This is a genomic window from Streptomyces sp. NPDC088762 (genome assembly GCF_044750905.1).
GTDB lineage: Bacteria > Actinomycetota > Actinomycetes > Streptomycetales > Streptomycetaceae > Streptomyces.
The window spans coordinates 116,234-138,157 of record NZ_JBIVKT010000006.1 but is presented as its reverse complement, the minus strand read 5'-3'; the positions used below and the strand labels follow the sequence as shown (position 1 = coordinate 138,157).

Here is a 21,924-nt window from a genome sequence, read left to right as displayed (position 1 = left end):
GTGTACGCCGTACACCTATGGTTCCGTCAGGTGTACGGCGTACACCATCATCGAGCGAGGGGTGCCGAGAAGATGAGTCCGGACCGGAGAACCGCAGTGGCCACCGGGTCACTGTTCCTGCTGACCGAGGCCGCCGCGATAGCCGGGGCGGTTCTGTACCGCCCCCTGCTGGGCGCGACGGACGGCCGGCTCGTGCAGGGCGCGGACACGAGGGCCCTGCTCGGGGTGCTCTGCGAGGTGGTGCTCGTGGTGGCGGTGGCCGGCACCGGGGCGGCGCTGTTCCCCGTCTTGCGGCGCCACAGCGAGGGGCTCGCCCTCGGGTACGCCTTCGGGCGGCTGATGGAGGCGGCCGTCATCGCCCTCGGAATCGTCGCCGTCCTGGCGCTCGTCACCTTGCGGCGGGACGCGGGGGCGACGGACGGCGCCGACGTCGCGCTGGCGGCCGTGCACGACTGGACGTTCCTGCTCGGGCCCAACATAGCCCTCGGTTTGAACACCGTCCTGCTTGCGTATCTGGCGTACCGCGCCCGGCTGGTGCCGCGCTTCATCGCCGTGCTCGGGCTCATTGGCGGGCCGCTGATCTGCGCCTCGGCCGTCGCCGTGATGTTCGGGGCGTACGCGCAGCTCTCCGTGGCGGGGTCGGCTGCCGCGCTCCCGGTGTTCGCCTGGGAGCTGGGGCTGGCCGGTTGGCTGATCGTCAGGGGCTTCGGGCCCGGCTCAGGCGCCGCGTCCCGGGCAGCAACCCATCCCAGGCCCTAGACGACGCTCGACATCACCACCAACGAGCCTGAGCTGAAGGGGTGACGGGACGGACGCTCAGGGCTTCGAGATCATCCCGTGTCCCTTTGGCGCGTACCTCGGTCACGTCCCCGAAGTCCCGAGCGTTCGCGAAAACTGCAGGGTTCTCGGCGGGAATCCGAGGGTATGTCATCGTGCCTTGCAAGGTCGGAAGTGCAGCAGTACAGACCGAGCGGCGCGGTGCGCTCGACCGCGCGGCTGGCGCGACTGCCGGGCCAAGGGCTCCAACGATGGCCCCGAGAACGGCGGCGAGTCCTGCATCCATCGCGCCACTGTGACGGTCGGTGCATGGATGGCGCGAGATGCTGATCGGCCATGCGGAATCGGGACAGCCCGTGGGATCACCTCCGCCTGCCGGCTGTCCGTCCGGTGCGGCACCCGCCGCACCGGACCGGACCCCTACCGTGCCGGCACGGCGACAGTGCGGGCCCGCAGGGCCGCGGGCGGCCCCACCGCAGTCCAGCAGAGGAGCCCCGAGCGTTGTCCGGGGTTCTGCAGTGGCTGCCGTCTCGGAAGGCGTTTCGGATCGGTGCGGCGCAGTCAGTCCGCCTCGACGTACGCGATCAGGACCAGGGTGCCCAGGGCGGTTGGCACGTACAGGATCCGTACGCCGTCCTGCCGGTGCTCACGGATCGCACCGTGCTTCGAGAGGACACCGATCTCCGGATTCTTGGAAATGGCCACCAGCGCGGGGTCCAGCCGGAGGCGCTCGGCCTCCGTCATCTTCTCGATCTGCTCCTGCGCCACGTCGTAGAAGACGATGCGGGCGCGCTTCGGCCCGTGACGCTCCGCCATCAGGCGACGTTCGAGGAGGGAGCGGAGTCGTCGAGCGGCGGCTGCCCGAGGTTCTCGCGCAGATCCTCCCAGGTGGTGACGCGGTCCAGGTCGACACCCTCACCGGCCAGCCGCTCCAGCACGTAGGCGAGCTTCGGGTCGCTGTCCACGAGGTCCCGCGCGTCGGCACGCAGGGCGTCCTGCTCGGCCGGGTCGAAGACGATCCGCATCACGGCCTCCAAGTCATAGATGCTGCATCGAGGCTAGCGCAGGAGCGCTCCGGGGGAGCCCGGAAGACGAAGAGGACGCCGAGGTCGCCCGGGGTGCGGTCCGCCGTGCGGCCCGGTCGAAACGAGAGCGGCTGGCGCCCACTTCCGTCGAGGCGGGTGGCAAGGGCGCCGGCCAACCGAAAACACACTCCGCGGGAGACCCGAGAGATGTGTCTCGCTCCCGAGTGCATCCGTACGACGCGCCGTTGCGGGGACCGCGCCACTCGCCAAACGTGATGTAGGTTAGGTAATGTTTTCTTGTCGGCGGGTTGTGGCGGCCCGCCAGCACCGAACACATCGACCACCCTGGAGGCTCCATACCCTTCTCCCTCACCCGCCCCGCCGGCACCCTGGCCCCGGGCGGTACTCGATTCCCGACCTCACCTACGGCCGGGCGACACCACCGGCATCCGGGTCCGCACCACCCGCCGCTCCCCGCACCCCCCGTACGTCATCGCCGCTGGCCAACTCGCCCCGGACGCCGGCGCGGAGAGTGGCTTCGCCGCCCTCCGCCCGCTCGTCGAGGCGGCCGCCCGGCACTGCGACGCATGCGGCGCGGAAGCCGGCGAGGCCTGCAAGACGCTCTGCCTGTCCGACCCCTCGAATGACTGACACACCCGCCGGCGGGGCGCCCCAAGCGCCCCGCCACCGTGATGGAGGAAGAAGATGATCCGAGCGGGACGCCTGAAGCACGTCCAGACCATGTCCGACCTGGCCGGCGCCCTCGGCAAGAAGCTCGTCACCGTCCGAAACCAGAAGCCGTACGCGGCCGAGGGCCACCCGGCGCCGATCAGCTCGCCCACTGCCCGCAATCAGCTCTGGGACGCCGAGCAGACCAAGGCCTACTACGCCGGCGAGCCGATCCCCGAGCTGCCCCAGGCTGACGACGACGAGGACCTCCTCGACCGCCACGAGGCCGCCGAGCTGCTCGGCATCACTCCCGTGACCTGGAACGGCTACAAGAGCGACCCGGACCTGGCCGCGGGCATGGTCCGCGTGCCCGAAGGCCCAAAAGGCACCGAGCACTGGCCCCGCCGCCTGGTCCTCGCGTACAAGAACAGCCGGCCCGGCCGCGGCGCCGGCGGGGGCCGCCGCCAGGGCAGCGGCGACATGATCCCCCGCGACGAGATCCTCCCGCGGATCGCCGAGCTCCTGGACGCCAACCCCGCCGTCACCGTCGAAGCCGTCTCCGACACCCTCGGCATCACCAAGTTCCCCACTGCGCAGTCCGGCCTGGCCGCCCTGCGCGGCCGGCGCATGGCCGACCTCGTCGAGAAGCAGCCCGGGCTGGACCTGAAGGACGCCGCCATCCGGCTCGGCTACCCCCCCATCACCCACCGCGGCGCCATCGTTGTCGCCGAGCGCGAACTGGGCGCCCGCAGCGCCAAGCCGTACCTGCAGCGCACCGCCGACTTCCTGGCCGCGGCCGGCGTCGCGCAGTGGGCCCAGGTCGAGATGCGCCAGCCCGACGGAGAGCACCTCGCCGCCGCCGTACCGCTCGAGACCGACCAGCCGGCCGCGGCCCTGGTGTGGGACTCCCGCTACGGATGGCGGACGGCGACCAGCCGCCGGCACCCCATCGGCAAGGCCACCGAGGCCGCACCTGAAGGTGAGGGGATCCGCTACCTGGGCAGTGGTCTGCAGCCCGAACCCGAAGAGCTCCTCGCTGCCCTGCGCGACGGGCGGAAGGGCACCAAGCGCCCCCACACCGCTCCTTGATCCCTTCAGCGCAGGCCGCAGGGACACCTCGTGACGCCCCTCAGCGGTCGATCGGGGGAATGCCGTCCAGGCCGCTCTCGGAGAGGATGTGTTGGACCGCGTCGTCGAGGGTGCTGGCCGCGTCGATGACGGTCTCCAGGCCGTTGGGGAGCAGGTCCTTCTCCCGGTACCAGTCGCGCAGGTGTCCCTCGTTGACGTGCGCAAGGTACTCGGCGTCTGGCTTCGTAGCGTGCCGGAGCACCGTCTCCTCGAAGGGCACCTGGAGGTAGTAGCACCGTGTGACGCCTTGGTGGGCGCGCACCAGGTCCTGGAGCATCGTGCCGTAGCGGTCGGCGTACAAGATGCCTTCGACGACAACGTGGAAGCCGTTGTCCAGTGCGTAGCGGGCGGTGAGGTCGATCAGGCCGATGTTCGCGCCGCCGGGCCGGTCGCGTTCGCGTAGCACGATCCTGCGCAGGTTGTCCTGAGCGACGATCGCGAGGTTGCGGCCGAACTTCTCGCGCAGGCCGGCCGCGATGGACGACTTGCCCGAGGCGCTGTTGCCGCGGAGCACGATCAGGCGGGTGTCCGGCGTTCCCGCCATGCCCGGCGCGCTCTGGGTCACGCGTCGTCGCCCTTGATGCTCAGCTGCATCCGGTTCTCGTGGAAGTGCTCCCAGTTCATGATCAGGCGGAAGCGCTGGTGTGCCTCCAGGCGTTCGGCGTCCGCCGGCTCCTGGCCGCGCCGCACCTGGGCGTCCCCGGCCTCTACGAGCTCTGCGAGAGCGAGACGGACGTCGTCGGTGTCCTGGCTGGTGGCGGCCGCCAGCCGGTCCAGGGAGGTAAGGACGTCGTGCGGTTCGCCCAGATCGTCTACCAGGTGATTGACAAGCCCGCTCACGAGCGGGCCCGTGCGCATGGTCCAGCGGATCCAGTCGAGCCGCTTGCCGAGGCCGGCATCCAGGGGCAGCAGGTCGCCAGGCAGCGGAAGCGCGGCGGGCATCGACCACCGGGCGCCGTCCGGCGTCTCCTCGCGGCTGGCCAGGCCCCACGTCAGGTAGAGCTCGGACAGGTCCCGCACGGACCGGGGCACGGGGTAGCCGGCGGCCGTGAGCATGGCGCCGAACTTCTCCCAGCGGGTCGCCTCGTTCGCTGCGCGCCCCTCCGGCGCGTCCTCGTAGTCCCACTCCTCATCGGGCCAGGAGAAGGTGAGCGCACCGTCTAGGTCGCCGCCGATCATGTCCCAGCGGCCGTCGAAGATCTCTTGCAGAAGGTCGTCCAGGGAGCCGGTGAAGCCGGGCTGGCTGGCGGTCCCGATCAGCATGGTCAGCGGGAAGCCCTGGCGGGGCAGGACGTGGTCCCAGCCCGAAGCCCACCAGTCGTTGTGCATCGCCATGTCCCGGCGCGGTCCGGGCACGGGCGGGTTGTCAGTCATCCGGTGAACTCTTCCTCGAAAGGCAGTCCAAACGCATGCAGCGTACGCACTGCGCGTGCGCTGGTTCGGATGCCGCCGGTCTTCAGGGGGTACAACTCGTAGGGGACAGTGCCGGTTTCGGTGTCCCGGTCGGCTGTGCCGATGGGGGTGAACCCGGCTTTGGGCCAAGACGCGGCCGGAGGTGGGTATGTCGGGGTGGTGCATGGCCTCCGGCCGGTTGAGGCCGGTTCGCGTAGTTGCAGGCCTGCACGGCAGTACGCCACCATCCGGGCGGCTCGGAGTACGGCGGTCGCTCACCTGAGGACCGCGCCGGATCACTCCGGGGTGATTCCGGTGAGAACGGCGAGAACCGCGAGACGGATGCGATTGTCCCGGCCCGTCTTCGCCATGAGGCTGGCCACGTGCGTCTTGACCGTGGTGACCCCGAGATGCAGCCGGTCGGCGATCTCCTTGTTGGACAGGCCCTCGCCAAGCAGTCCGAGTACCTCCCGTTCGCGCGGGGTGATGGCCGATACCGGGGCATCCATCGGTGTGGGCGCCGGGGTGTCCGTGGACGAGCGGGTGTGGAGTGCCTGGGCCACGAGGCGGTCGAGCACGTCCCGGCTGAAGGGGGCCTGTCCGTCGGCGGCCCGGCGCACGGCCTCCAGGAGTTCGGCCGGTGGGGTGTCCTTGACGAGGAATCCGCAGGCTCCGGCCGCGAGCGCCGGGTACAGATGGTCGTCATCGTCAAACGTGGTGAGGGCGACGACCCGAGTGGCGGGACGCGCGGTCAGGATGCGGCGGGTGGCCGTGATGCCGTCCATTCCGGGCATCCTCAGGTCCATGAGAACGACCTCGGGAGCGAGGCGTTCGGCCAGTCGTACTGCCTCCGCGCCGCCGTCCGCCTCGCCCAGGATCTTGATGTCCTGCGCTTGCTCGAAAAGCATGCGCAGTCCCATTCGGACCAGCTGCTGGTCGTCGACGACGAGAACATCGATCACAGCTGGGGCTCCATGTGGCTTCCGAGGGAGGGCAGTTCCGCCGAGAGGCGCCAGCCCTGGGCTGCGGGGCCGACGTCCAGCCGGCCGCCGAGCAGGTCCACGCGTTCGCGCATGCCGATCAAGCCGTGTCCGGAAGGGCCGGGGGCCGGTGTTCGGGTCTTTCCGGCCCCATCGTCGTGGACCGTCACGTGGACGACGTCCTCGACCACCCGAACGGCCAGCTCGGCCCGTGCGCCGGGCCCGCCGTGCTTGGCCGCGTTGGCCAGACCCTCCTGGGCCAGGCGGAGGACGGCGAGGCCACGTACCGCGTCCAGCCGCGCAACAAGGGGATCCACGCAAGCGGTCACCGTCAGGCCGGTCTGGCGGCTGTGTTCCACCACCGACCCCAGTGCCGCCAGCAGCGCTCCGGGCGCGACCAGGGAACCGATGTCGGGGTTGGTGCGGTCCGGGGCGCGCAGCACGGTCACCAGGCGCCGCAGATCCGTCAGGGCCGCGCCTGCGCTGGCGTGCAGGTCGTCGAGGACTTCGGTGATCCGCGGGTCCGTGGTGGCGGTGGTGCCGGCCGTGGCGGTGACGTGCCGGGCGACACCGACGCGCAGCACCATGGAGGAGACGTGGTGGGCGACAAGGTCGTGCAACTCGCGCGCGATGGTGGTGCGCTCCGCCGCGCGGGCGGCCAGGAGCCTTTGTTCGGCACGGAGTTCCTGCTGATTCGCGTACTCCCGCGCCTGCAGTGCGGCGTCGCGGGTCACGCGTACGTACGAGCCCATGAGCAGCGGCGCGCCTGCGACGATGCACATCTTGTAGAGGACCGGGAGGGAACCGCCGGGCAGTTCTTCGAAACGGTTCACGGCGATGGTGAGCGCCAGTACGGTCGCCCCGGCCGCGAGGCGGCGCCCGGACTGCTGGACCGCCAGCTCGAAGAGGGTGACGGCGGCCAGGACCTTCAACGAGGAAACGGTGTCAGAGCCCAGCGCGTGTGCGACGACGAGCAGGCCTGACTGTGCCAGCAGCGCGCCGAACACCCACCTGCCCGCGACCAGGCACAGCACCAGGCCGGCTGCGGCCAGGCCCCAGTCCCTTGCCCCGGACGGCCGTTGAAGCAGCAGGGAGTAGCCGACCAGTACGCCGGCGAGCGCCAGAATCCGTAAGGTGGCGAATCTTCTGTCGAACGCAAGCTCGACGCGGGGTCGGTTCACCTCTCTCACGATAAGTGTTCGCCGACGCCCTCGGGGTCCTGCCGTGGGAGGAGGCCACCTCCTCCCACCGGCCGCGATGTCCGGCCCGTGGAGGGAGTCGCGAACCCCGTACGGCCTGCGAGCGTGATCGCCATGGATACGGAAATGAACCCGAACGCGCATACCCACACGAGTGCCGACGCCGACGCGCAGCCCGCGCCCCTCGGGCGGCGGTCCCTCCTCGGGGGAGCGGCGGCTCTGGGGCTGGGTGGCGCTGCTTTCGGCACCACCGCCCACGCAGCCGGCGCCCCGTCGAGGTCCCACGCCAAGGCGGGCCGCTTCCAGGGGAAGTCGGTGCTCGTCACCGGTGCCACCTCCGGCATCGGCAGGGCGGCGGCGAAGGCGTTCGCCGCGGAGGGCGCCCATGTCGGATTCTGCGGCCGACGAGCCGAGCTGGGGCGCCAGGTGGAACGGGAAATCCGGGACGCGGGCGGCGAAGCGACCTACATCCAAGCCGATGTGCGTGTGGACGCCCAGGTGCGCGCCTTCGTGGACCGGGTCGCGAGCCGCTACGGCGGCATCGACGTGGCCTTCAACAACGCCGGGATCGGCGGCGGCAAACTGCCCCACGAGATGAGCGTCGAGGAGTGGGACGACGTCCAGGCAACCAACGCGCGGGGCGTGTTCCTCGCAGTCAAGTACGAGATTCCCCACATGCTCAGGGCTCAGCACGGTGTCATCATCTGCACCTCGTCGTCAGCGGCCGAGCAGGCACGAGCGAACAGCGCCGCGTACACCGCGAGCAAGCGGGCAGTGCAGGGCCTGGTGAAGTCCGCGGCACTCGCGTACGGACCCAAGGGAATCAGGGTCAACGCCCTGTTGCCGGGCACCACCGACACCCCCTTCGTCCGCCCGCCGGGAATCCCGGACGCGGATTGGCTGAAGTACAAGCAGGCATGGGGCCCGCTCAACGTCGACGGTCTCGAACGGATGGCCGATGTCGAGGAGATCGCGAGTGCGGTGCTCGGCCTCGCGTCCGACGACTTCCCCTACATGACGGGTGCCTCGATCGCGGTGGACGGCGGAAGCACCGCGGGCCGCAGAATGATCCAGCCGAGCGGTGCCTGAGGCGCGCCGTCGAGGCAGCGGCACACAGCTCACGCCTTCCGTCACCCGCCGCACCAGACCCACAGAGGTGGTCCGTATGCCCATCCGACTCGTCAAGGGTCTTGCCCTGCTCTCCACCGGCGCGCTCGCGGGCGCGTTCGGCTACGGCGCGGCCAATCTCGTCCCGACGTTCGACGCCGTACCGATCGAGATGAGGCTGTCCTTCCACGCCCGGCTGATGGAGATGAACGGCATCACCATGCAGGGCGCCATGGCACTGTCCGCACTCAGCGCCGCGACGCTCGCCGTGATGAGCCGCGGCACCTCGCGATGGCTGGCCGGCGGGGCGGGGCTGCTGGTAGTGGCCTCCTTCCTGATAACCCGGCTGGGCAACGTCCCCATCAACGGCCGGATCAAGGAGTGGGCGGTCAGCTCGCCGCCCGTCGATCACGCCGAGATCCTCGATCGCTGGGAGATCTTCAACCTCGCCCGCACCGGTACCGCGTTCGCGGCCTTCGCTCTGCTGATCCTGCTGGTCCTACGCCAACCCGGCGCCGAGCACGACGCCAAGTGACCGGCGCAGGGGCCATGCCGAGGCGGCGCGCACGTGGCTGCACCCCGAGGCCGTCGACACCACGCACCTCACACCCGCCCAGGGCGCCCAGCAGATCGCGGGCGCCGTCAAGAGCTGAGAGAACGACCTGCCGGCGCGCATCCTCGAAGGAGGACAGCGGCCCGCATCGAGCCGTTGCTGCCGGACAGGTCGTCAAAGCGGGGTGGTCGGTGGCGGGATCACCGGCTCCGACCGCGGCGCGCGCCATCCTGGCCGGCCAACCGGCCCGGCCGGCACCGGGCGCCGGTCGGGCCAGCGCTCACGTCACCAGGCGCAGCGACGTCTCCGCGATGCCCAGGCGTACGCTCTGGCCCCAGGTCAGCTGCAGGGCATCGGCCTCCATGCCGTCGCCGAAGACCACGATCCGGTCCGACTCCACGGTCAGTCGTAGTCCCTGTCGCTGCTCCAGATGGCCGCAGACCCTCGAGGTTCCGGTCGCGGGCGACGGCCAGGCCTCGCGTACGAACCACAGGAGCCGTCGGTCGCAGGGAGCGGGCAGCTGCGCGGTGCCTCCGCGTTCCAGCCACAGGGAGCGCAGCCAGCCGGTGGCTCCGGTGCCGGTGCCGACCAGTACGCCGGAGGACGCCTGGGCCTCGCCCGGACCCTTCTCGCTGTCGGGGCCCAGGCGGTAGCGGGCCGTCTGGTGGCCGGGCGGACCCAGGTAGATCTCGTTCAGCGCGAGAAGACGCTGTGTGTCGTCGGCGACGGCCTCGACCATGGTCAGGTCGTCCGTCCGTCCCCCGGCGGTCGCGGCACGAAGGAGGGCGCCCGTGTCGGCGCAGCGGTGACGGACCAGGACTCCGGGGTTGCGTCCCGGGTCGGTGTCGATGCCGACCACCGGCTGCCCTGAGAGGTACTTCGCGGTGTTGGCGACCAGGCCGTCCTGCCCGACCACGACCACCACGTCCTCCGGCGCGAACAGGAAGCGGTCCAGGTCCGCCCGTTCCACCTGGGAGCTGAGCCAGGTGAGTGGCACAGCCGCAGCCACCTCGCGCAGTGCCTGGCGGGTCCGGTCGTGGCGGCTGACCACCTCGTCGATCGAGCGTCCCCGGCTGGAGAGGAAGAACGCCGCCTGCCCGTGTGTCCCGTGCCGGCCGATCAGTTCCTCGTACTCGGTCCTGCGGTGCACGAGCACCGCCCGAGGGGCCAGGCTCACGCGTCCGCCCCGGGGTCCGGACGCCCGAGCCTGCCGAGGAGGCCGGTGAGGACGTCCGGGGTGAGCGTGATGCTCTCGATCCGGGGCAGGTTCTCCGCCAGCCGGGTCGCCGCCAGGGCGTACAGCGTGCCCGGGCCGGTCTCGCCGTGCACCTGGAGCCAGGCAGCCTGGGCCTCGGCCCGCGCCGAGCCCGTCTCGCGCGCGGCTTTGGCGTCCGCCCGGGCCAGGCGGACCTTGCGGGCCGCCTCGGCCTCGGTCCGTACGCTGTCGGCCGCCGCCTTCTCCTCGGCCTCGCGACGCGAGTTGATGCCCCGCTGCTCGACCAGCTGCTCCTCGCGCCGGGCCAGTTCGATCTGACTGGCCAGCTCGTTCTCGGCGATCGCACGCTCGCGCTCGACGGCGACGGCCCGCCGTTCGTACGTGGCCCGGTCCGCCTCCTGCTGGATCTGCTCGCGGGCCGGTGTGCGCAGGGCGCGCTCCACCTCGGCTTCGGGTCGGATCGCGACGACGCGCACGGCCACCACGTCGATGCCGGTGGCCGGGAGTCTGGGCTCGGCGGCGAGACCGGCTGCGACGCTCTGCCGTACGGAGGCGACGCCGTCCACCAGGGCGATGGCCAGCGGCGTCCGGGCCAGGACGTCCAGCGTGTGCTGCTGTGCGGTCTCGGTGAGGAGGGTGGAGATCTGCTCCAAGGGCGCGCCGCGCCAGCTGCCGGTGTCCGGGTCCACGGAGAAGTCGAGCCGGTCCGCCGCCTCGGCCGGGTTGCTGATCCGGTAGGTGACGGTGGCCTGCACGGTGACGTCCTGGAAGTCGGCCGTACGGGCGTGGAACGCCATGGCCAGCTCCCGGTCGTCGACGGGCACTTCGGACAACGCCGCAGACAACGACCGGTACCAGAAGCTGAGCCCCCGGCCGTCATGGACGAGCCGGCCGCGCTTGTGGTGGCGGATGTGGGTGGTGGGCGCGGATCGCAGATGACGCCAGCCAAAGCGCCGGGTGATGTCGGCCATGGTGAACCCCCTGATTTCGTCACTATGACGATAATCGTCGACATTCATATCGTCAAGAGGACGAAAAGAAGGGACCGTCCCGAAGTCGGCAAGCCGTGGCAGCTGCTGACAGGCATGGACACGGCCCGGCCCCCAGTCCGGTGACGCTGTCGCCGACCGGTCACAGCGGTCAGCGCGTCTGCGATACCGAGCGCGTCTAGTCACCCGTGCCAGGGCTCGGTCAGAAGCGCGACGCCGAGCGGCGCTGCGGCCGTTCACACCCGGCGCCCGCGGCCGGGGCCGTACAAGGAGACCGCGAGGCTACGGGTGTCGTTCCGGAGCGAGCGATCGGGTGGGGGTTACCTCGGGCCGATCGTGACCTTGTATGTGGTTCCGCCTCGTCCGTGGGTGTTCACGGTGACGGTCTGGCCGTGGCCGTCCCACCTGGCCTGGCCGCCTTGGACCATGACGCGGTAGCCGTTGGGGTAGGTGTCCTCGGGCACGGTGATCTGGGTGGGGCCCCGGCATGGTCGCGGGTGCGGAAGGTGAGGGTGTAGGTGCGTGTGGCGGGGTCGTACGCGAAGCCGAGCGGGTCACCTGCGACGGCCCGCGCGTAAGGCTGGACGAGCAGCCGGGCGTTCGGCTTCGCCGTGCCTGTCTGGTCGAGGAAGCAGTAGTCGCCGCCCCGGCACCACTGCCACTCCGTCCAGCCGCTGGAGAAGCGGTCCAGGGAGGCCGTCATGTCGGTGACGAACTGGCTCGCGTGCGCCACGTAAGGGTTGGGAGGACCGTCTACGGCCCGCCTTCTCGGGACGGCGGCTGGTCGAGGCGGCCCATGAGGAGTGGCGGGCCGCCTGGCCGGCCTGGGGGTCCGGGCCGCGATCGAGGCGTGCCGCGGAGGGCGGGCAGCGGCGCATCGATAACGAGACCCGCCTCAAAGGCGAGGTCCGAGGGGCAAGGACCCACAGGAATGGCCGCAGGAGTAGCAGCCGCTCGGGCGACAGCACCGGCCCGTTCGGCAGCGCCCGCCGGGCCTTGGCCCGGCCCGCCGGTCATGCTGAGCGTGCCAGGCAGGGCGTCATCCCACCGGCCGGTCGCGGCCGAAGTAGCCCCTCGCAGCCCTGTTGGGTCCAACGGGTCCAACAGGGCTGACGTGCTTTCGAGGCGCCCTACGGAACGGCCGGCTGAGTCGGCAGCTGGGCGTTGGCGGCCAGGCGCTCGTCGTGGTCCCGGAGCATCCGCATGACGGTCGGCGGGCTCGGGTGCTGGCCCTTCTTCGCGCCTGTTGTGATGACCGGGTGGGCCGCGATCTCGCGGAGACTCAGCCCCTGCCCCCGCAGGTGCAGCGCCATGCCGAGCATGTCGCTGTCGGTGACGCTCGCGCCGCCGATGGCCTTTCCGCGCTTCCGCGCCGACTCATGACCTTCCAGCGTCCGGTCGCGGATGTACTCCCGCTCAATGCCCGACAGCGCGGCGAGCACGGTGAAGACCACGCCGCCCGGATCGTGGGAGCCCTGCAGTTCGCCGGTGAGGAACTCCAGGCCGACGTCGCTGGCACGCAGTTCCTCAGCGAGCGTGGCGAGGTCGATGCCGCGGCCGAGCCGTTTGTGCTCGTGCACGGCGAGGGTCACGGCGACGCCGGAGGCGCGGATTTCGCGGGCGAGGGTGACCGCCTGGCCGATCGTGCGGGCACAGAACGCCTTCTCCCACTTGCCGCGCGCCGCAACGAGTACCTTCTCGACCCGGGTACGGCCCGGCGGCTCGATCTTCCGGCCCGGCACGCGACCAGCAGGGCCTCGCGCTGCCGGTCCTCCACCAGCTCGACCGGACAGACGTCCACGGCCAGCCACTCGGCCAGCGCCTTCTCGTCCGCGACCGTCGAGGGCCGAAAGCCCAGGGCCTCACAGATCTGCTTGCGGTGGTACTCGGAAGTCTGGCCGACCAGCAGGTACTTCGCGAAGTCGGTGGCCGGGACCTTCACCAGATCGGCGACGTACTCCACCGCGGCCGGCGGGACCTCTTCCAGCACATCGGAAAACCGGCCTTCCAGCTCGAAGAACTTCAGCAAGAGGCTGAAGCCGAGGCGGGTCGTCCCGCTTTTGTTCGCCACCAGGTCCCAGTCGCCGTCTACCAGCGTCCAGTTCGCCAACAGCTCTTCTGGCGACCACTCTTGCCGCACGCCCGCCCCTTTGGCCTCGATCACTCGATCAGACCAACGACGACGCCCAGGACGGGGAAACGGGGCTTGTCCGGCTACCCGTGACCTAGTTTGCGGCTGGTGTCTTAGCTAGGACTCCAAGGCCGTATCCAGAGCACGCTTCCGCCGCCCGCTGACCGGTCCTGGCCAGCGGGCGGGGCCGGGCGATCGACTTCACGGCTGCGGAGAGCAGGTGGCTGAAGTCGGCAACCGTCCGTTAGGGGGTGGGTCGGAACATGAGGGTTCCGTTCGTCCCTCGCCCCGGCTCGGTCAGGGCGAGATTTCCGGTGTTGTAGTCGATGATCAGGCTGCCCATGGACAGGATGCCGTCGGATGCCTTCACTGTGCTGATCTGGGTCCGGGTGCCGTCCTTTGCCGCGTAGGCGTAGACGGGCATGTCCTGGGAGGCCTTTCCTCCCAGGACATACACGGTGTCCTTGTCGGCTCCGAGGAACCGGGGGATGGTGACAGTGTCGACAGGCTTCGTCCATGTGGTGGCGCCGGTCTCAAGGTTGAAGGCGACGATCTGGGGCGCTGTCGTGGCGCTGGACGGGGTGCCCGCGACCAAGTAGGCCGTGGATTCTCCGCTGAACGCGATGTCGAAGCGCTCGGCGCGGCCAAGGCGCCGGCTCGCGTTCAGCTGGACCGGGCCCGCGCTGGAGACGAGCGGAATGCGCCGGGCCACGCTGCCGTCCCGGGTGAAGGTGACGAGCTCGGGCTTGCTGACCTCGTCGAAGGCGCGGGGCCTGACGATCGCGGTCATGGGGGCAGCGCCGACCAGACTGACGTGGCCTCCGGAGGGCACGGGCATGGGGACGGGCTCGGCGGACACCTCCTTGCCTGAGGCATCGAGGGTGGCCACCCAGTACTTCCACAGTTCCGGGCCGCCCTCCATGCCGATCATGACCATGATCCGGTCGTGGTGGGCGCTCATCTCCCAGTTGAGGACGTAGGTGTTGGCCGGGACGCCGGGGTTGCGCCAAGTCCATGCTTCGGTGCCGTCGGGGCGCAGTCCGACGATCGTGTTCGGGGTCATGACGGCAAGGACATCGCCGGTGAGGAAGGCGAGCTGGGTGGTGTCATTGGTGAGCGGCTTCCCGCCCAGGGGCGCGCCGGAGATCTGCTTGGTCCAGACGATCGCGCTGCCGTTGCGGGTGTCGATCAGTGAGACGCGGTCGCAGCTGGCCCCCAGGGCCTCTGTGTTGCCCTTGATCCACGCGATGGCACCCAGGCCTGCGGCGGTGAGCCCCTCTGTCATGCCGCAGGGCTGCATGTCCGGTTCGGGCGGCGCGACGGTTCCCAGCTTCTTACCGGTCGCAGGGTCCAGAATCTCCACCCCGGTCCCTCGGCCTACGTAGTAGGCCGTTTTCGTGTGCCAAGCGGCCATGAACGGCGTACGCAGCGAGCTGCCCTCGACGGGTGGCGACTTCCACGCTTGGGCGAACTGCGCCGGGGCGAACGGTTCCTTCGGCGCGGTACTGCTCTTGGAGGCCGTACTCGCGTCGACGTCACCGCAGGCGGTCGCGCCGGCGAGGAGAAGAGCGGCGGTGGCGGTGGCGGCGAGAATCCGGCGACCGTGCTCCCTCAGGCGTCCGCTGCTTCGCGGTGGAGGTATGGGACCGGAGCCCTCTGCGGGGTACGGCTGCTGATGGTGCGCCATGCGATGGTGCTCTCTTTCGTGTCGCTGGATGGTGTCACTGGGCTCGTGCCGCACGGCCGCCGCAGCGACGGGTCGGCGCCGAAGGGATCGGGAAGACCGGCCATTTGTTCTGTTTGGTCAAAGCCTCGCAGTAGCAGGCCGTTCTCGAATCTCTTGATCAGCACAAGCCCAGACTGCCAGTTGCCGCCGTCCGGTCCCGCACCCGCCGGTGCCCCTTGGGTGAAATTGACGGTGATGGGTCGACGGTTGGCGGGCTTTATGCCCTGCTGTCGGTGCCGGTCGCTCCCGTGATGGCGCACGGGCCCAAGGCCGGACAGGACAAGTTCGGGCGGAGGTTCCTGAACCCCCGGCGGACCCGGGCAGGGGTGAGTCGGCCGGGCTCCATGCGCGACACTCAACCGGCCCGGCCCCGGCCGACCACCTGGCTCGAAGAACCGGCACCCAGCCACCCGTTACGACATGGGCAAAACGGTCAGACGACCCGAGACCATTGCCGAACGGACCAAGTCCGATCCGGCGACACAGGCCCTGGGCGACTGTCAAGGCACGAGATTCCGGGCCATGACCCCGGAGCCAGGCTGGGGCCCAATGGAGACACGGACAACGACGCGGTAACCCCTCTACCGCCATCGGCTCCGCCCCCCACCCCGAAGCCCTCAAGGACACCTCTGCCATATCGATCACGACCCGCCGCCTCGCCCCGCTCCTGATCGCGGCCGCGAACAGGCCTGCAGCTCGGCAAAGAACTCGGACACCGGCTCCACCACCGCGCCCGTGGCATCGAGCAGCACGTACGGCTGGGCCGGGTTCGCCACCTCCACCAGAGCACCGGTCTGGGGTAACACGAAGCTGATCAGATCCAGAGAGGGACCACCTGTCTCAAGCATGACCGGGAAGCTAGCAGAATGCGCCTCTGACCTGCGGTTACTTGAGAAGTGGTTCAGTCAACACCACCATCCCGATCAAGGTGGTCCCGGCGACGGAGTCGCACGACATCAGCTTCCGGCAGATCCACATCGCCGACGGCGGCCGGGTCCGCTACCGCAAGGTGTGCGAGGTGGACGGGCAGGAGTTGCGCCAGGACGAGATCGTCCGCGGGTACGAGACGGCGACCGGCACTCTGATCCCCGTCACCGACCAGGACCTCGACAATCTTCCGCCGCCCACCGCGAAGGCCATCGAGATCGTCTCCTTCGTGCCGGCGGAAGCGCGCGAGTTCCCGAAATCCTGAAGGCCCGGAACAACCAACCTGCATACGGATCCCGACGACGCAGGTCCGGCATGTGGGTTCCCCAGAGCGCGGACGAGTCCCAAGGGCCTCCGGTCGCCTGTCGGTCATCCATCAGTCGGACTCGGAGCGGATGTCCGCTCCCGTCCAGGGATTCGTCGGTCTTCTCGTCGGCGGCGGGCGGGGCGACGGTACGGATGCACCGTCGCCCGTCGACCGTCAGTTGGTGTGGGTCCGCTTGGGTAGCAGAAGCATCAGTGCCCACATCGTGAGGAGTGTGCCGATGACGTACCAGAGGCTGTCGGCGAACGCGGTGTTCACGGCGGGGCCGCGGGTATCGGCGCTGATGTAGGTGAAGAAGACGACGGTGGTCAGGGCCGTGCCCAGCGCGATGCCGAGTTGGGTGGCGGTGTTGAAGAGGCCGGAGGCCGATCCCGCGTGGCGGTGGACGATCTTGCCCAGGGTGAGGTCGGCGAGAGGCGCACCGATCATGCCAAGGCCGAAGCCGACGGCGAGCATCGGTGCCGCGGCCGGCACAGTTCCCATGCCGGCGCCTTGGGCGGTGATGAGGTGGTGGTAGCCGGCCAGGGTGGCGGCGGCGAGGAGGGCGCCTGCCTGTGGCACGGCTCGTCCGGAGCGGGCGACGAGGCTCATGGCGAGCCAAGCGCCGCCTATCTCGCCGAGTGAGCCGGCAACGAAGCCGACGGCGGCGTGGCCCGGGGTGAGGCCGAGGCCGTTCTGCATGAAGAGGACCCAGGACAGGAAGAAGACGCCCGACAGGAGGCCGAAGGCCAGCTGTGTGGTGAGCCCGGCACCGAAGGTGCGGTCGGTGAAGAGGGAGAGAACGACCAGGGGGGAGCGGTCCTTGCGCATCCTGGCCTTTTGTTGGACCAGGAACACCGTCAGGACTAGCAGGCCAGCGACCATCATCGCGAACGTCCAGATGGGCCAATCGTGTTCGCCGCCCATCGTCAGCGGGAGCGTGATCAGCAGCAGGCCAAGCGCGGAAAGCAACATGCCGAGCAGGTCCAGGCGCCGGGCGGTGCGGTCGTGGGACTCGGGAAGGAAGCGCTGGCCGAGGATGACGGCGGCGATGCCGATGGGCAGATTGATCAAGAAGATGGGGCGCCAGCCCAGGCCGAACAGATCGGCTTGGGTCAAGATCCCACCCAGGACAGGGCCGATGACGCTGCCGAGCGACATGACCGTCCCGTACAGGCCGAACGCCTTCGCTCGAGAGCCGTCGTTGAAGGTGACGTGCAGGGTGGCCAGGACCTGCGGGACCATCGCCGCGGCCGCGGCGCCTTGCAGGACGCGGGCGGCGATCAGGAGCTCCGGGTTGGCCGCGATCCCGCACAGCAGGGAAGCGAAGGTGAACACGGCGGTCCCGGTCAGGAAGATCCGCCTGCGGCCGTAGAGGTCGCCGAGCCGGCCGCCGGTGATCAAACCAAGAGCGAAGGTCAGGACGTAGGCGGCGTCGATCCACTGGAGGGCGGCGGTGGTGGCACCGGTGTCGGCGGCTATGGCGGGCAAAGCGGTGTAGACGACGGACCCGTCGAGCGCGTTCATCAGCTCGGCGGTCAGGACGACGGCGAGTGTGACGGCACGGGCCCGGCCCGGGGCTTCGGCGTACGGCGGGCTGGTGGTGGTCTGGTCGGTGTCGTGTGACACGGGAGGAGAGCTCCTGCTTCCGGTGAGAGTCGGGGATACGGGCAGGCCGGGGCCGCGTACGCCGACTGCGCACAGGGAGAAGGAGCGGGCCCAGGCCGGGAGCGTCGTCGGTTCCGGGCACGTTGGTATGGCACCGCGTGGGTGCTGTTGGTGCCGGAACGGAACGGGGACGGCTATCGGGCCTGGGCGATACGTCATCACCTCACATCCACGGAGGGCGGAACACATCCGCCCGAGCGAAAGGGAGCATTGGAAGATACGGGCCGCAGAACGCACTCGGGCCCGGGGTCGGCGGCCCCGCCCCCACTGGGCAGGGCCGCCGACCGTGGTTCAGGCGGCCTTGGCCGGCTTGGGCAGCCGGAACATCAGCGCCCACATCACCGCGAGCGCGGCGACGACGTACCAGACGCTGCCCGCAAACGCCTCGGTCACGGCATGGCCGTGGCTGCCCGCGGGGGCGTGATTGAAGAACACCACGGAGGCCATCGCGATACCGAGTGCGGTGCCGAGCTGCATGGCGGTGTTGAACAGCCCCGCCGCAGAGCCTGCGTCCTCGTGGCCGACCTGGCTGAGGGTGAGACCCGCGAGACCCGCGCCGACCATGCCGAAACCGGCTCCGACGAGGATCATCGGGGCGACGGCGGCCACGAACGGCATCGAGGTCTGCTGGGCGGAGACCAGCAGCTGGTAGCCGACCAGGGTCACGGCGATGAGCACCGCCCCGGCCTGCGGCACGCGCCGCATATGGGCGCCCGCCCACTTGGAGGCGAGCATCGCGCCGGCCATGCCGCCGATGGAGATAGCGACGGACGCCGGAGCGAACTGCCCGGGCGAAAGCCCTAGGCCGGACTGCATGAACAGCACCCACGTCAGCAGGAACACGCCGGAGACCAGGCCGAAGACCAGCTGGGCGGCGAGCCCGCCGGCGAACGCCTTGCTGCTGAACAGCGAGAGCGCCACCAGGGCGGAGCCGTCCTTGCGGGTCTTCGCACGCTGCTGGGCCACGAATGACGCCAGCACCAGGGCTCCCGCGACGAGCATGACGAAGCTCCAGGTCGGCCAGTGCTTCTCGCCGCCCACGGTGAGCGGGTAGGCGAGCAGCAGCAGACCCCCACTGGAGAGCAGCATGCCCAGCGGGTCAAGACGGTGTGCCTGCTGCTCGCGGGACTCGGGGATGAACCGGAGGGCGAAGAGCACGGTGGCCAGGCCGATGGGCAGGTTGATCAGGAAGATCGCCCGCCAGCCGAGACCGGCGATGTCGGCGGAGGTCAGGACGGCGCCCAGGACGGGGCCGAGGACGCCGCCGAGCGACATGATCATGCCGTACATGCCGAACGCCTTGGCCTGGGACTCGCCCTGGAAGGTGACCGCGATGGTGGCCATGACCTGCGGCACCATCGCCGCCGCCCCGGCGCCCTGAAGCGCCCGCGCGGCGACCAGGAACTCCGGTCCGGTCGCGATTCCGCACAGCAGCGAGGCGAGTGTGAACAGCACGGTGCCGGCGATGAAGACCCTCTTGCGCCCGTAGAGGTCGCCCAGGCGCCCGCCCGTGATCAGGGCGAGGGCGAAGGTGAGGGTGTAGGCGGCGGGGATCCACTGCACCGCGGCGCTGGACGCGCCGGTGTCCGCCTGGATGGAGGGCAGGGCGGTGTGGACGATCGAACCGTCGAGCGCGTTCATCAACTCGGCGATCAGCACCACGACCAGGATGATCGTGGCGGCACGGCCGGCGCCTGTGGGGCGTTGAGCGCCGTGGGTATGGGTGTCGGTTGACACGAGGAGGATTCCTGTTCGCGTACAGAAGGAATAGGGGGCAGGGGCAGGCCTGGGCATGCCCCCGCGCGCCTACAGCGCGACAGGGGAAAGCAGGGTGCAACGAGCCCAGGCCATCAGGGAGCACCGCCGTCGAGGCATGCGTCGGAAGCCCGCCATCGCGGACAACCGGAAAGAGCCTCAGAACGAGCGGCTACTTACTTGGCCTGGGAGATACGTCATCACCTCGAAACACAGCGTCGGACCCCGGAACGGGCACCGACGGAACCACACGAGGCTAAAACGTCCGCGGACATCCCCGCAACGCAATAAGTCACACGCTGCCGACGGGCTGGGCGACAGCGGCGTCGATGTACCGCGTCGTCCAGAGCACGGTGGTGTGAGGACCAGGCCGAGCGCCCCGAGCTGGTCCTCCATCCCGTCGCGGTACGCCCGGTGGGTGGTGCCGCGCTTGCCGTGACACGCGCAGTCAGCAGGGCTGAGTTCACGTACGCAGGGCGGTGCTCTCACCTGGGGAGTCGGCTGGTGCGTTCGGGGTGGGCGGCGGTGAGGTAGCGCATCGCGGTGAGGGCGCTGATGCCGAAGAGGCGCATCAGGTGCAGCGGGTCGGTGCTGGTGCGGGCTTCGTCCAGGATCCGGTCCTGGCGTACGGCGGCCAGGCTTGTGCCTTTGGGGAACACGCCGCGGACCGTGGTGACGTCCACGGGGCGGCCGGGTGGCAGTCAGTGCGGTGCGGCTGGTGGCCAGCAGGTGGGGTTGGTCGAGGCGGGCCAGCGCCGGTGACGCTCGGCGAGCCAGTCGGTGGCCAGCTGCCGTGTGAAGGGGTCGAGCAGGACGGTGCGCCGCGCGGGCCCGCGCCGGACGTGGAGCCGGCCGTGGGCGAGGTCGATGTCGGTCAGCAGCAGGGTGCGGATGTCCTGCCCGCCCAGGGCGTGGACCGCAACCAGTGCAACGACCAGGCGTCCGAAGGAGGTAGGTACCGCGTCGAACAGGGTGCGGAGTCCGTCGGAGGGCACCGGCCGGGGCAGAGCGCGGTGGCCGCTCACGCCCAGGGTGCGCGCCGGGTCCCGGAAGAGGAGCCGCTCCTGCTTCAGCGCCCGGAACAGGCTGCGCAGGGCGGTGGCCAGCTGGCGGCCCGGTGCGCCGGTTCGGGTGCGGGCGGCTTCCGCCACGTTGGCCGCGGTGACCTCGCGCAGACTGGTCACCCCCCGGTGTGCCCACCCGGCCACGTGGGGAAGGAGCGCGGCCAGGTAGCGGCGGATGCACTCGTAGGAGCGGGCCGGGTGGCTGCGCCTGCCCCGGCCGCGCAGAACGACCACCCAGGCCCGCATCTCGGCGCGGATCCTGCCGGGCAGGTCGGCGAGGGTAGTTTCGACCCAGGTCTGGTCACGGTCCCGCCGCAGTTCCGGGGCCTCGGTCAGCAGGCGGTGGTCGGCGAGGAACTCGAGGCCGCCCTGGCGTACAGGCCTTTCCCGGCGCGGGCCAGGTCGTAGACGTCGTGCTCCCAGATCGCAGCGTCCGCCCCCAGGACGCGCAGCAGCAGCACCAGGGTCCGCTGTGCCTCACGACCCGAGCCGGGCCGGCGCCGTTCGCGCCGCCGCCGGTCGAAGGCGGCCACCAGGGACTCGGCGCGCTCCGACGGCTCCGGCAGCCCGTGGCCCTCGCGTGCCCTGGTCAGGACCGGCGTCCAGTCGCGTCGCGTCTGGAACAGCACGTGCTGCCCGTACGGCACTATCGACGCCGCTTCCTCCGGTCTGCCGGCCGACTGGTGGCCAGCGCGGGTGGGCTGGGCCCGGCCGCGGGCCGCCGCCCGGATCACGATCGCCAGCTGCCTGCCGTCGGCCCCGCCCGGATACATGTGGCAGGGGCGGCACCGTCCCCCACGCAACGGCGCCTGCCCGCGCCCGCAGCCGGAGCACTGTCCGCGCGGCTCACCCCGCCAGCCCGCGCACGGCCGGCACAGATACTCGGCGATGCCGCTCATCCACCCGTCGCAGTCCCGGCACGACCGCGGCACCGGCCACGACCGCCCCGCGGAAGCCGGAACGTACGCGGCGACCGGCCGGACGCCGCCGCAGCCAACCGCGCGGGCCGCATCACCATGAAGGAGCCCGGCCCGGTCCAGGATCTGCCCCACCGCCGTGCCGATCGCTGTCAGGTCGGGCACCCGGTCGGCGCCCTCGCGGCGTCCCGCACGGCCAGCGCCAGCCGGATCATCGACGCGGCCTTGTACGACCAGCCCCGGGCCAGCCCGTACTCGGCGGCGAACGCTGACGCCTGCTTCCGGGCCCGCTCCTCACCGGCCAGGACCCGACTGCGCAGCGCCGCTGCAGTCGAGGTGCTCAGCGTCCGGCGGCCCCAGAACAGCGCCACCTGCCCCGGCATCACTACAGGCAGCA

General features: G+C 70.4%; 22 protein-coding genes and 3 pseudogenes. 6 read left to right on the top strand and 19 right to left on the bottom strand.

What is annotated here, in order from left to right; genetic code table 11:
• Positions 1–96 precede the first annotated feature (96 nt).
• Positions 97–759, top strand: a complete 663-nt coding sequence (locus tag ACIP5M_RS16770) for a DUF4386 domain-containing protein (protein WP_401197507.1) — start codon at positions 97–99, stop codon at positions 757–759.
• A gap of 579 nt (positions 760–1,338) precedes the next feature.
• Here the strand turns inward: ACIP5M_RS16770 and ACIP5M_RS16765 are convergent.
• Both ACIP5M_RS16765 and ACIP5M_RS16760 read right to left on the bottom strand, forming a co-directional pair.
• Entirely contained in the window at positions 1,339–1,593 is a 255-nt protein-coding gene (locus ACIP5M_RS16765) for a hypothetical protein (protein WP_401197505.1), read from the bottom strand.
• Positions 1,593–1,814 carry a hypothetical protein gene (locus ACIP5M_RS16760; RefSeq protein WP_401197502.1) on the bottom strand — a complete coding sequence of 74 codons (222 nt, stop codon included), beginning with the start codon at positions 1,812–1,814 and terminating at the stop codon, positions 1,593–1,595. Before ACIP5M_RS16760 ends, ACIP5M_RS16765 begins: the two co-directional genes overlap by 1 nt.
• A gap of 693 nt (positions 1,815–2,507) precedes the next feature.
• On the opposite strand from ACIP5M_RS16760, the gene ACIP5M_RS16755 reads away from it, so the two are divergent.
• A complete protein-coding gene (locus ACIP5M_RS16755) occupies positions 2,508–3,560 on the top strand; it encodes a DUF6292 family protein (protein ID WP_401197499.1) in 1,053 nt (350 codons plus the stop codon).
• A gap of 40 nt (positions 3,561–3,600) precedes the next feature.
• Here the strand turns inward: ACIP5M_RS16755 and ACIP5M_RS16750 are convergent, their stop codons facing one another.
• The 4 genes from ACIP5M_RS16750 to ACIP5M_RS16735 all read right to left on the bottom strand — a co-directional run bounded on the left by ACIP5M_RS16750 (position 3,601) and on the right by ACIP5M_RS16735 (position 7,152).
• The gene (locus ACIP5M_RS16750; protein WP_401198006.1) at positions 3,601–4,143 is read right to left on the bottom strand and encodes an AAA family ATPase; all 543 of its coding nucleotides are present in this window, start codon (positions 4,141–4,143) and stop codon (positions 3,601–3,603) included.
• A gap of 17 nt (positions 4,144–4,160) precedes the next feature.
• Positions 4,161–4,973: a DUF6042 family protein gene (locus ACIP5M_RS16745; RefSeq protein WP_401197496.1), complete on the bottom strand. Its 813-nt coding sequence runs from the start codon at positions 4,971–4,973 to the stop codon at positions 4,161–4,163.
• Positions 4,974–5,287: 314 nt separating this feature from the next.
• The gene (locus ACIP5M_RS16740) at positions 5,288–5,953 is read right to left on the bottom strand and encodes a response regulator (RefSeq protein ID WP_401197493.1); all 666 of its coding nucleotides are present in this window, start codon (positions 5,951–5,953) and stop codon (positions 5,288–5,290) included.
• A complete protein-coding gene (locus ACIP5M_RS16735) occupies positions 5,950–7,152 on the bottom strand; it encodes a sensor histidine kinase (protein WP_401197490.1) in 1,203 nt (400 codons plus the stop codon). Before ACIP5M_RS16735 ends, ACIP5M_RS16740 begins: the two co-directional genes overlap by 4 nt.
• A gap of 144 nt (positions 7,153–7,296) precedes the next feature.
• On the opposite strand from ACIP5M_RS16735, the gene ACIP5M_RS16730 reads away from it, so the two are divergent.
• The 3 genes and pseudogenes from ACIP5M_RS16730 to ACIP5M_RS16720 form a co-directional block, all read left to right on the top strand.
• A complete protein-coding gene (locus ACIP5M_RS16730) occupies positions 7,297–8,259 on the top strand; it encodes an SDR family NAD(P)-dependent oxidoreductase (protein WP_401197488.1) in 963 nt (320 codons plus the stop codon).
• Between the two features lie 76 nt (positions 8,260–8,335).
• The gene (locus ACIP5M_RS16725; RefSeq protein ID WP_401197485.1) at positions 8,336–8,812 is read left to right on the top strand and encodes an anthrone oxygenase family protein; all 477 of its coding nucleotides are present in this window, start codon (positions 8,336–8,338) and stop codon (positions 8,810–8,812) included.
• 13 nt (positions 8,813–8,825) lie between these two features.
• A pseudogene (locus ACIP5M_RS16720) lies at positions 8,826–8,930 on the top strand (ATP-binding protein); the annotation flags it as partial.
• A 180-nt stretch (positions 8,931–9,110) separates the two neighbouring features.
• Here the strand turns inward: ACIP5M_RS16720 and ACIP5M_RS16715 are convergent.
• From ACIP5M_RS16715 to ACIP5M_RS16685, 7 genes and pseudogenes are all read right to left on the bottom strand, one after another.
• Positions 9,111–10,007, bottom strand: coding sequence for a hypothetical protein (locus tag ACIP5M_RS16715; protein ID WP_401197483.1), 897 nt, complete (start codon positions 10,005–10,007; stop codon positions 9,111–9,113).
• Complete coding sequence (locus ACIP5M_RS16710) at positions 10,004–11,017, bottom strand: SPFH domain-containing protein (protein WP_401197481.1); 1,014 nt, start codon at positions 11,015–11,017, stop codon at positions 10,004–10,006. Before ACIP5M_RS16710 ends, ACIP5M_RS16715 begins: the two co-directional genes overlap by 4 nt.
• 338 nt (positions 11,018–11,355) lie before the next feature.
• Positions 11,356–11,738 (bottom strand): annotated as a pseudogene (locus tag ACIP5M_RS16705) (hypothetical protein).
• 427 nt (positions 11,739–12,165) lie between these two features.
• Complete coding sequence (locus ACIP5M_RS16700; protein ID WP_401197478.1) at positions 12,166–12,627, bottom strand: recombinase family protein; 462 nt, start codon at positions 12,625–12,627, stop codon at positions 12,166–12,168.
• Positions 12,624–13,199, bottom strand: a complete 576-nt coding sequence (locus ACIP5M_RS16695; protein WP_401197476.1) for a DUF4158 domain-containing protein — start codon at positions 13,197–13,199, stop codon at positions 12,624–12,626. Before ACIP5M_RS16695 ends, ACIP5M_RS16700 begins: the two co-directional genes overlap by 4 nt.
• Before the next feature lie 211 nt (positions 13,200–13,410).
• Positions 13,411–14,853 (bottom strand): hypothetical protein, encoded by a 1,443-nt coding sequence (locus ACIP5M_RS16690; protein WP_401197473.1) that lies wholly within the window; start codon positions 14,851–14,853, stop codon positions 13,411–13,413.
• A 680-nt stretch (positions 14,854–15,533) separates the two neighbouring features.
• Entirely contained in the window at positions 15,534–15,740 is a 207-nt protein-coding gene (locus ACIP5M_RS16685; protein ID WP_401197471.1) for a hypothetical protein, read from the bottom strand.
• Between the two features lie 26 nt (positions 15,741–15,766).
• Here ACIP5M_RS16685 and ACIP5M_RS16680 point away from each other — a divergent pair.
• Positions 15,767–16,060, top strand: a pseudogene (locus ACIP5M_RS16680) (Ku protein); the annotation flags it as partial.
• A gap of 240 nt (positions 16,061–16,300) precedes the next feature.
• Here the strand turns inward: ACIP5M_RS16680 and ACIP5M_RS16675 are convergent.
• The 6 genes from ACIP5M_RS16675 to ACIP5M_RS16650 all read right to left on the bottom strand — a co-directional run bounded on the left by ACIP5M_RS16675 (position 16,301) and on the right by ACIP5M_RS16650 (position 21,910).
• The gene (locus ACIP5M_RS16675) at positions 16,301–17,752 is read right to left on the bottom strand and encodes an MFS transporter (protein ID WP_401197468.1); all 1,452 of its coding nucleotides are present in this window, start codon (positions 17,750–17,752) and stop codon (positions 16,301–16,303) included.
• Positions 17,753–18,082: 330 nt separating this feature from the next.
• The gene (locus tag ACIP5M_RS16670; RefSeq protein WP_401197466.1) at positions 18,083–19,528 is read right to left on the bottom strand and encodes an MFS transporter; all 1,446 of its coding nucleotides are present in this window, start codon (positions 19,526–19,528) and stop codon (positions 18,083–18,085) included.
• 503 nt (positions 19,529–20,031) lie between these two features.
• Entirely contained in the window at positions 20,032–20,229 is a 198-nt protein-coding gene (locus tag ACIP5M_RS16665; RefSeq protein ID WP_401197463.1) for a hypothetical protein, read from the bottom strand.
• 18 nt (positions 20,230–20,247) lie between these two features.
• The gene (locus ACIP5M_RS16660) at positions 20,248–20,856 is read right to left on the bottom strand and encodes a hypothetical protein (RefSeq protein WP_401197461.1); all 609 of its coding nucleotides are present in this window, start codon (positions 20,854–20,856) and stop codon (positions 20,248–20,250) included.
• 86 nt (positions 20,857–20,942) lie between these two features.
• Positions 20,943–21,383: a hypothetical protein gene (locus ACIP5M_RS16655; protein ID WP_401197459.1), complete on the bottom strand. Its 441-nt coding sequence runs from the start codon at positions 21,381–21,383 to the stop codon at positions 20,943–20,945.
• A gap of 296 nt (positions 21,384–21,679) precedes the next feature.
• Entirely contained in the window at positions 21,680–21,910 is a 231-nt protein-coding gene (locus ACIP5M_RS16650) for a hypothetical protein (RefSeq protein WP_401197457.1), read from the bottom strand.
• Positions 21,911–21,924 lie beyond the last annotated feature (14 nt).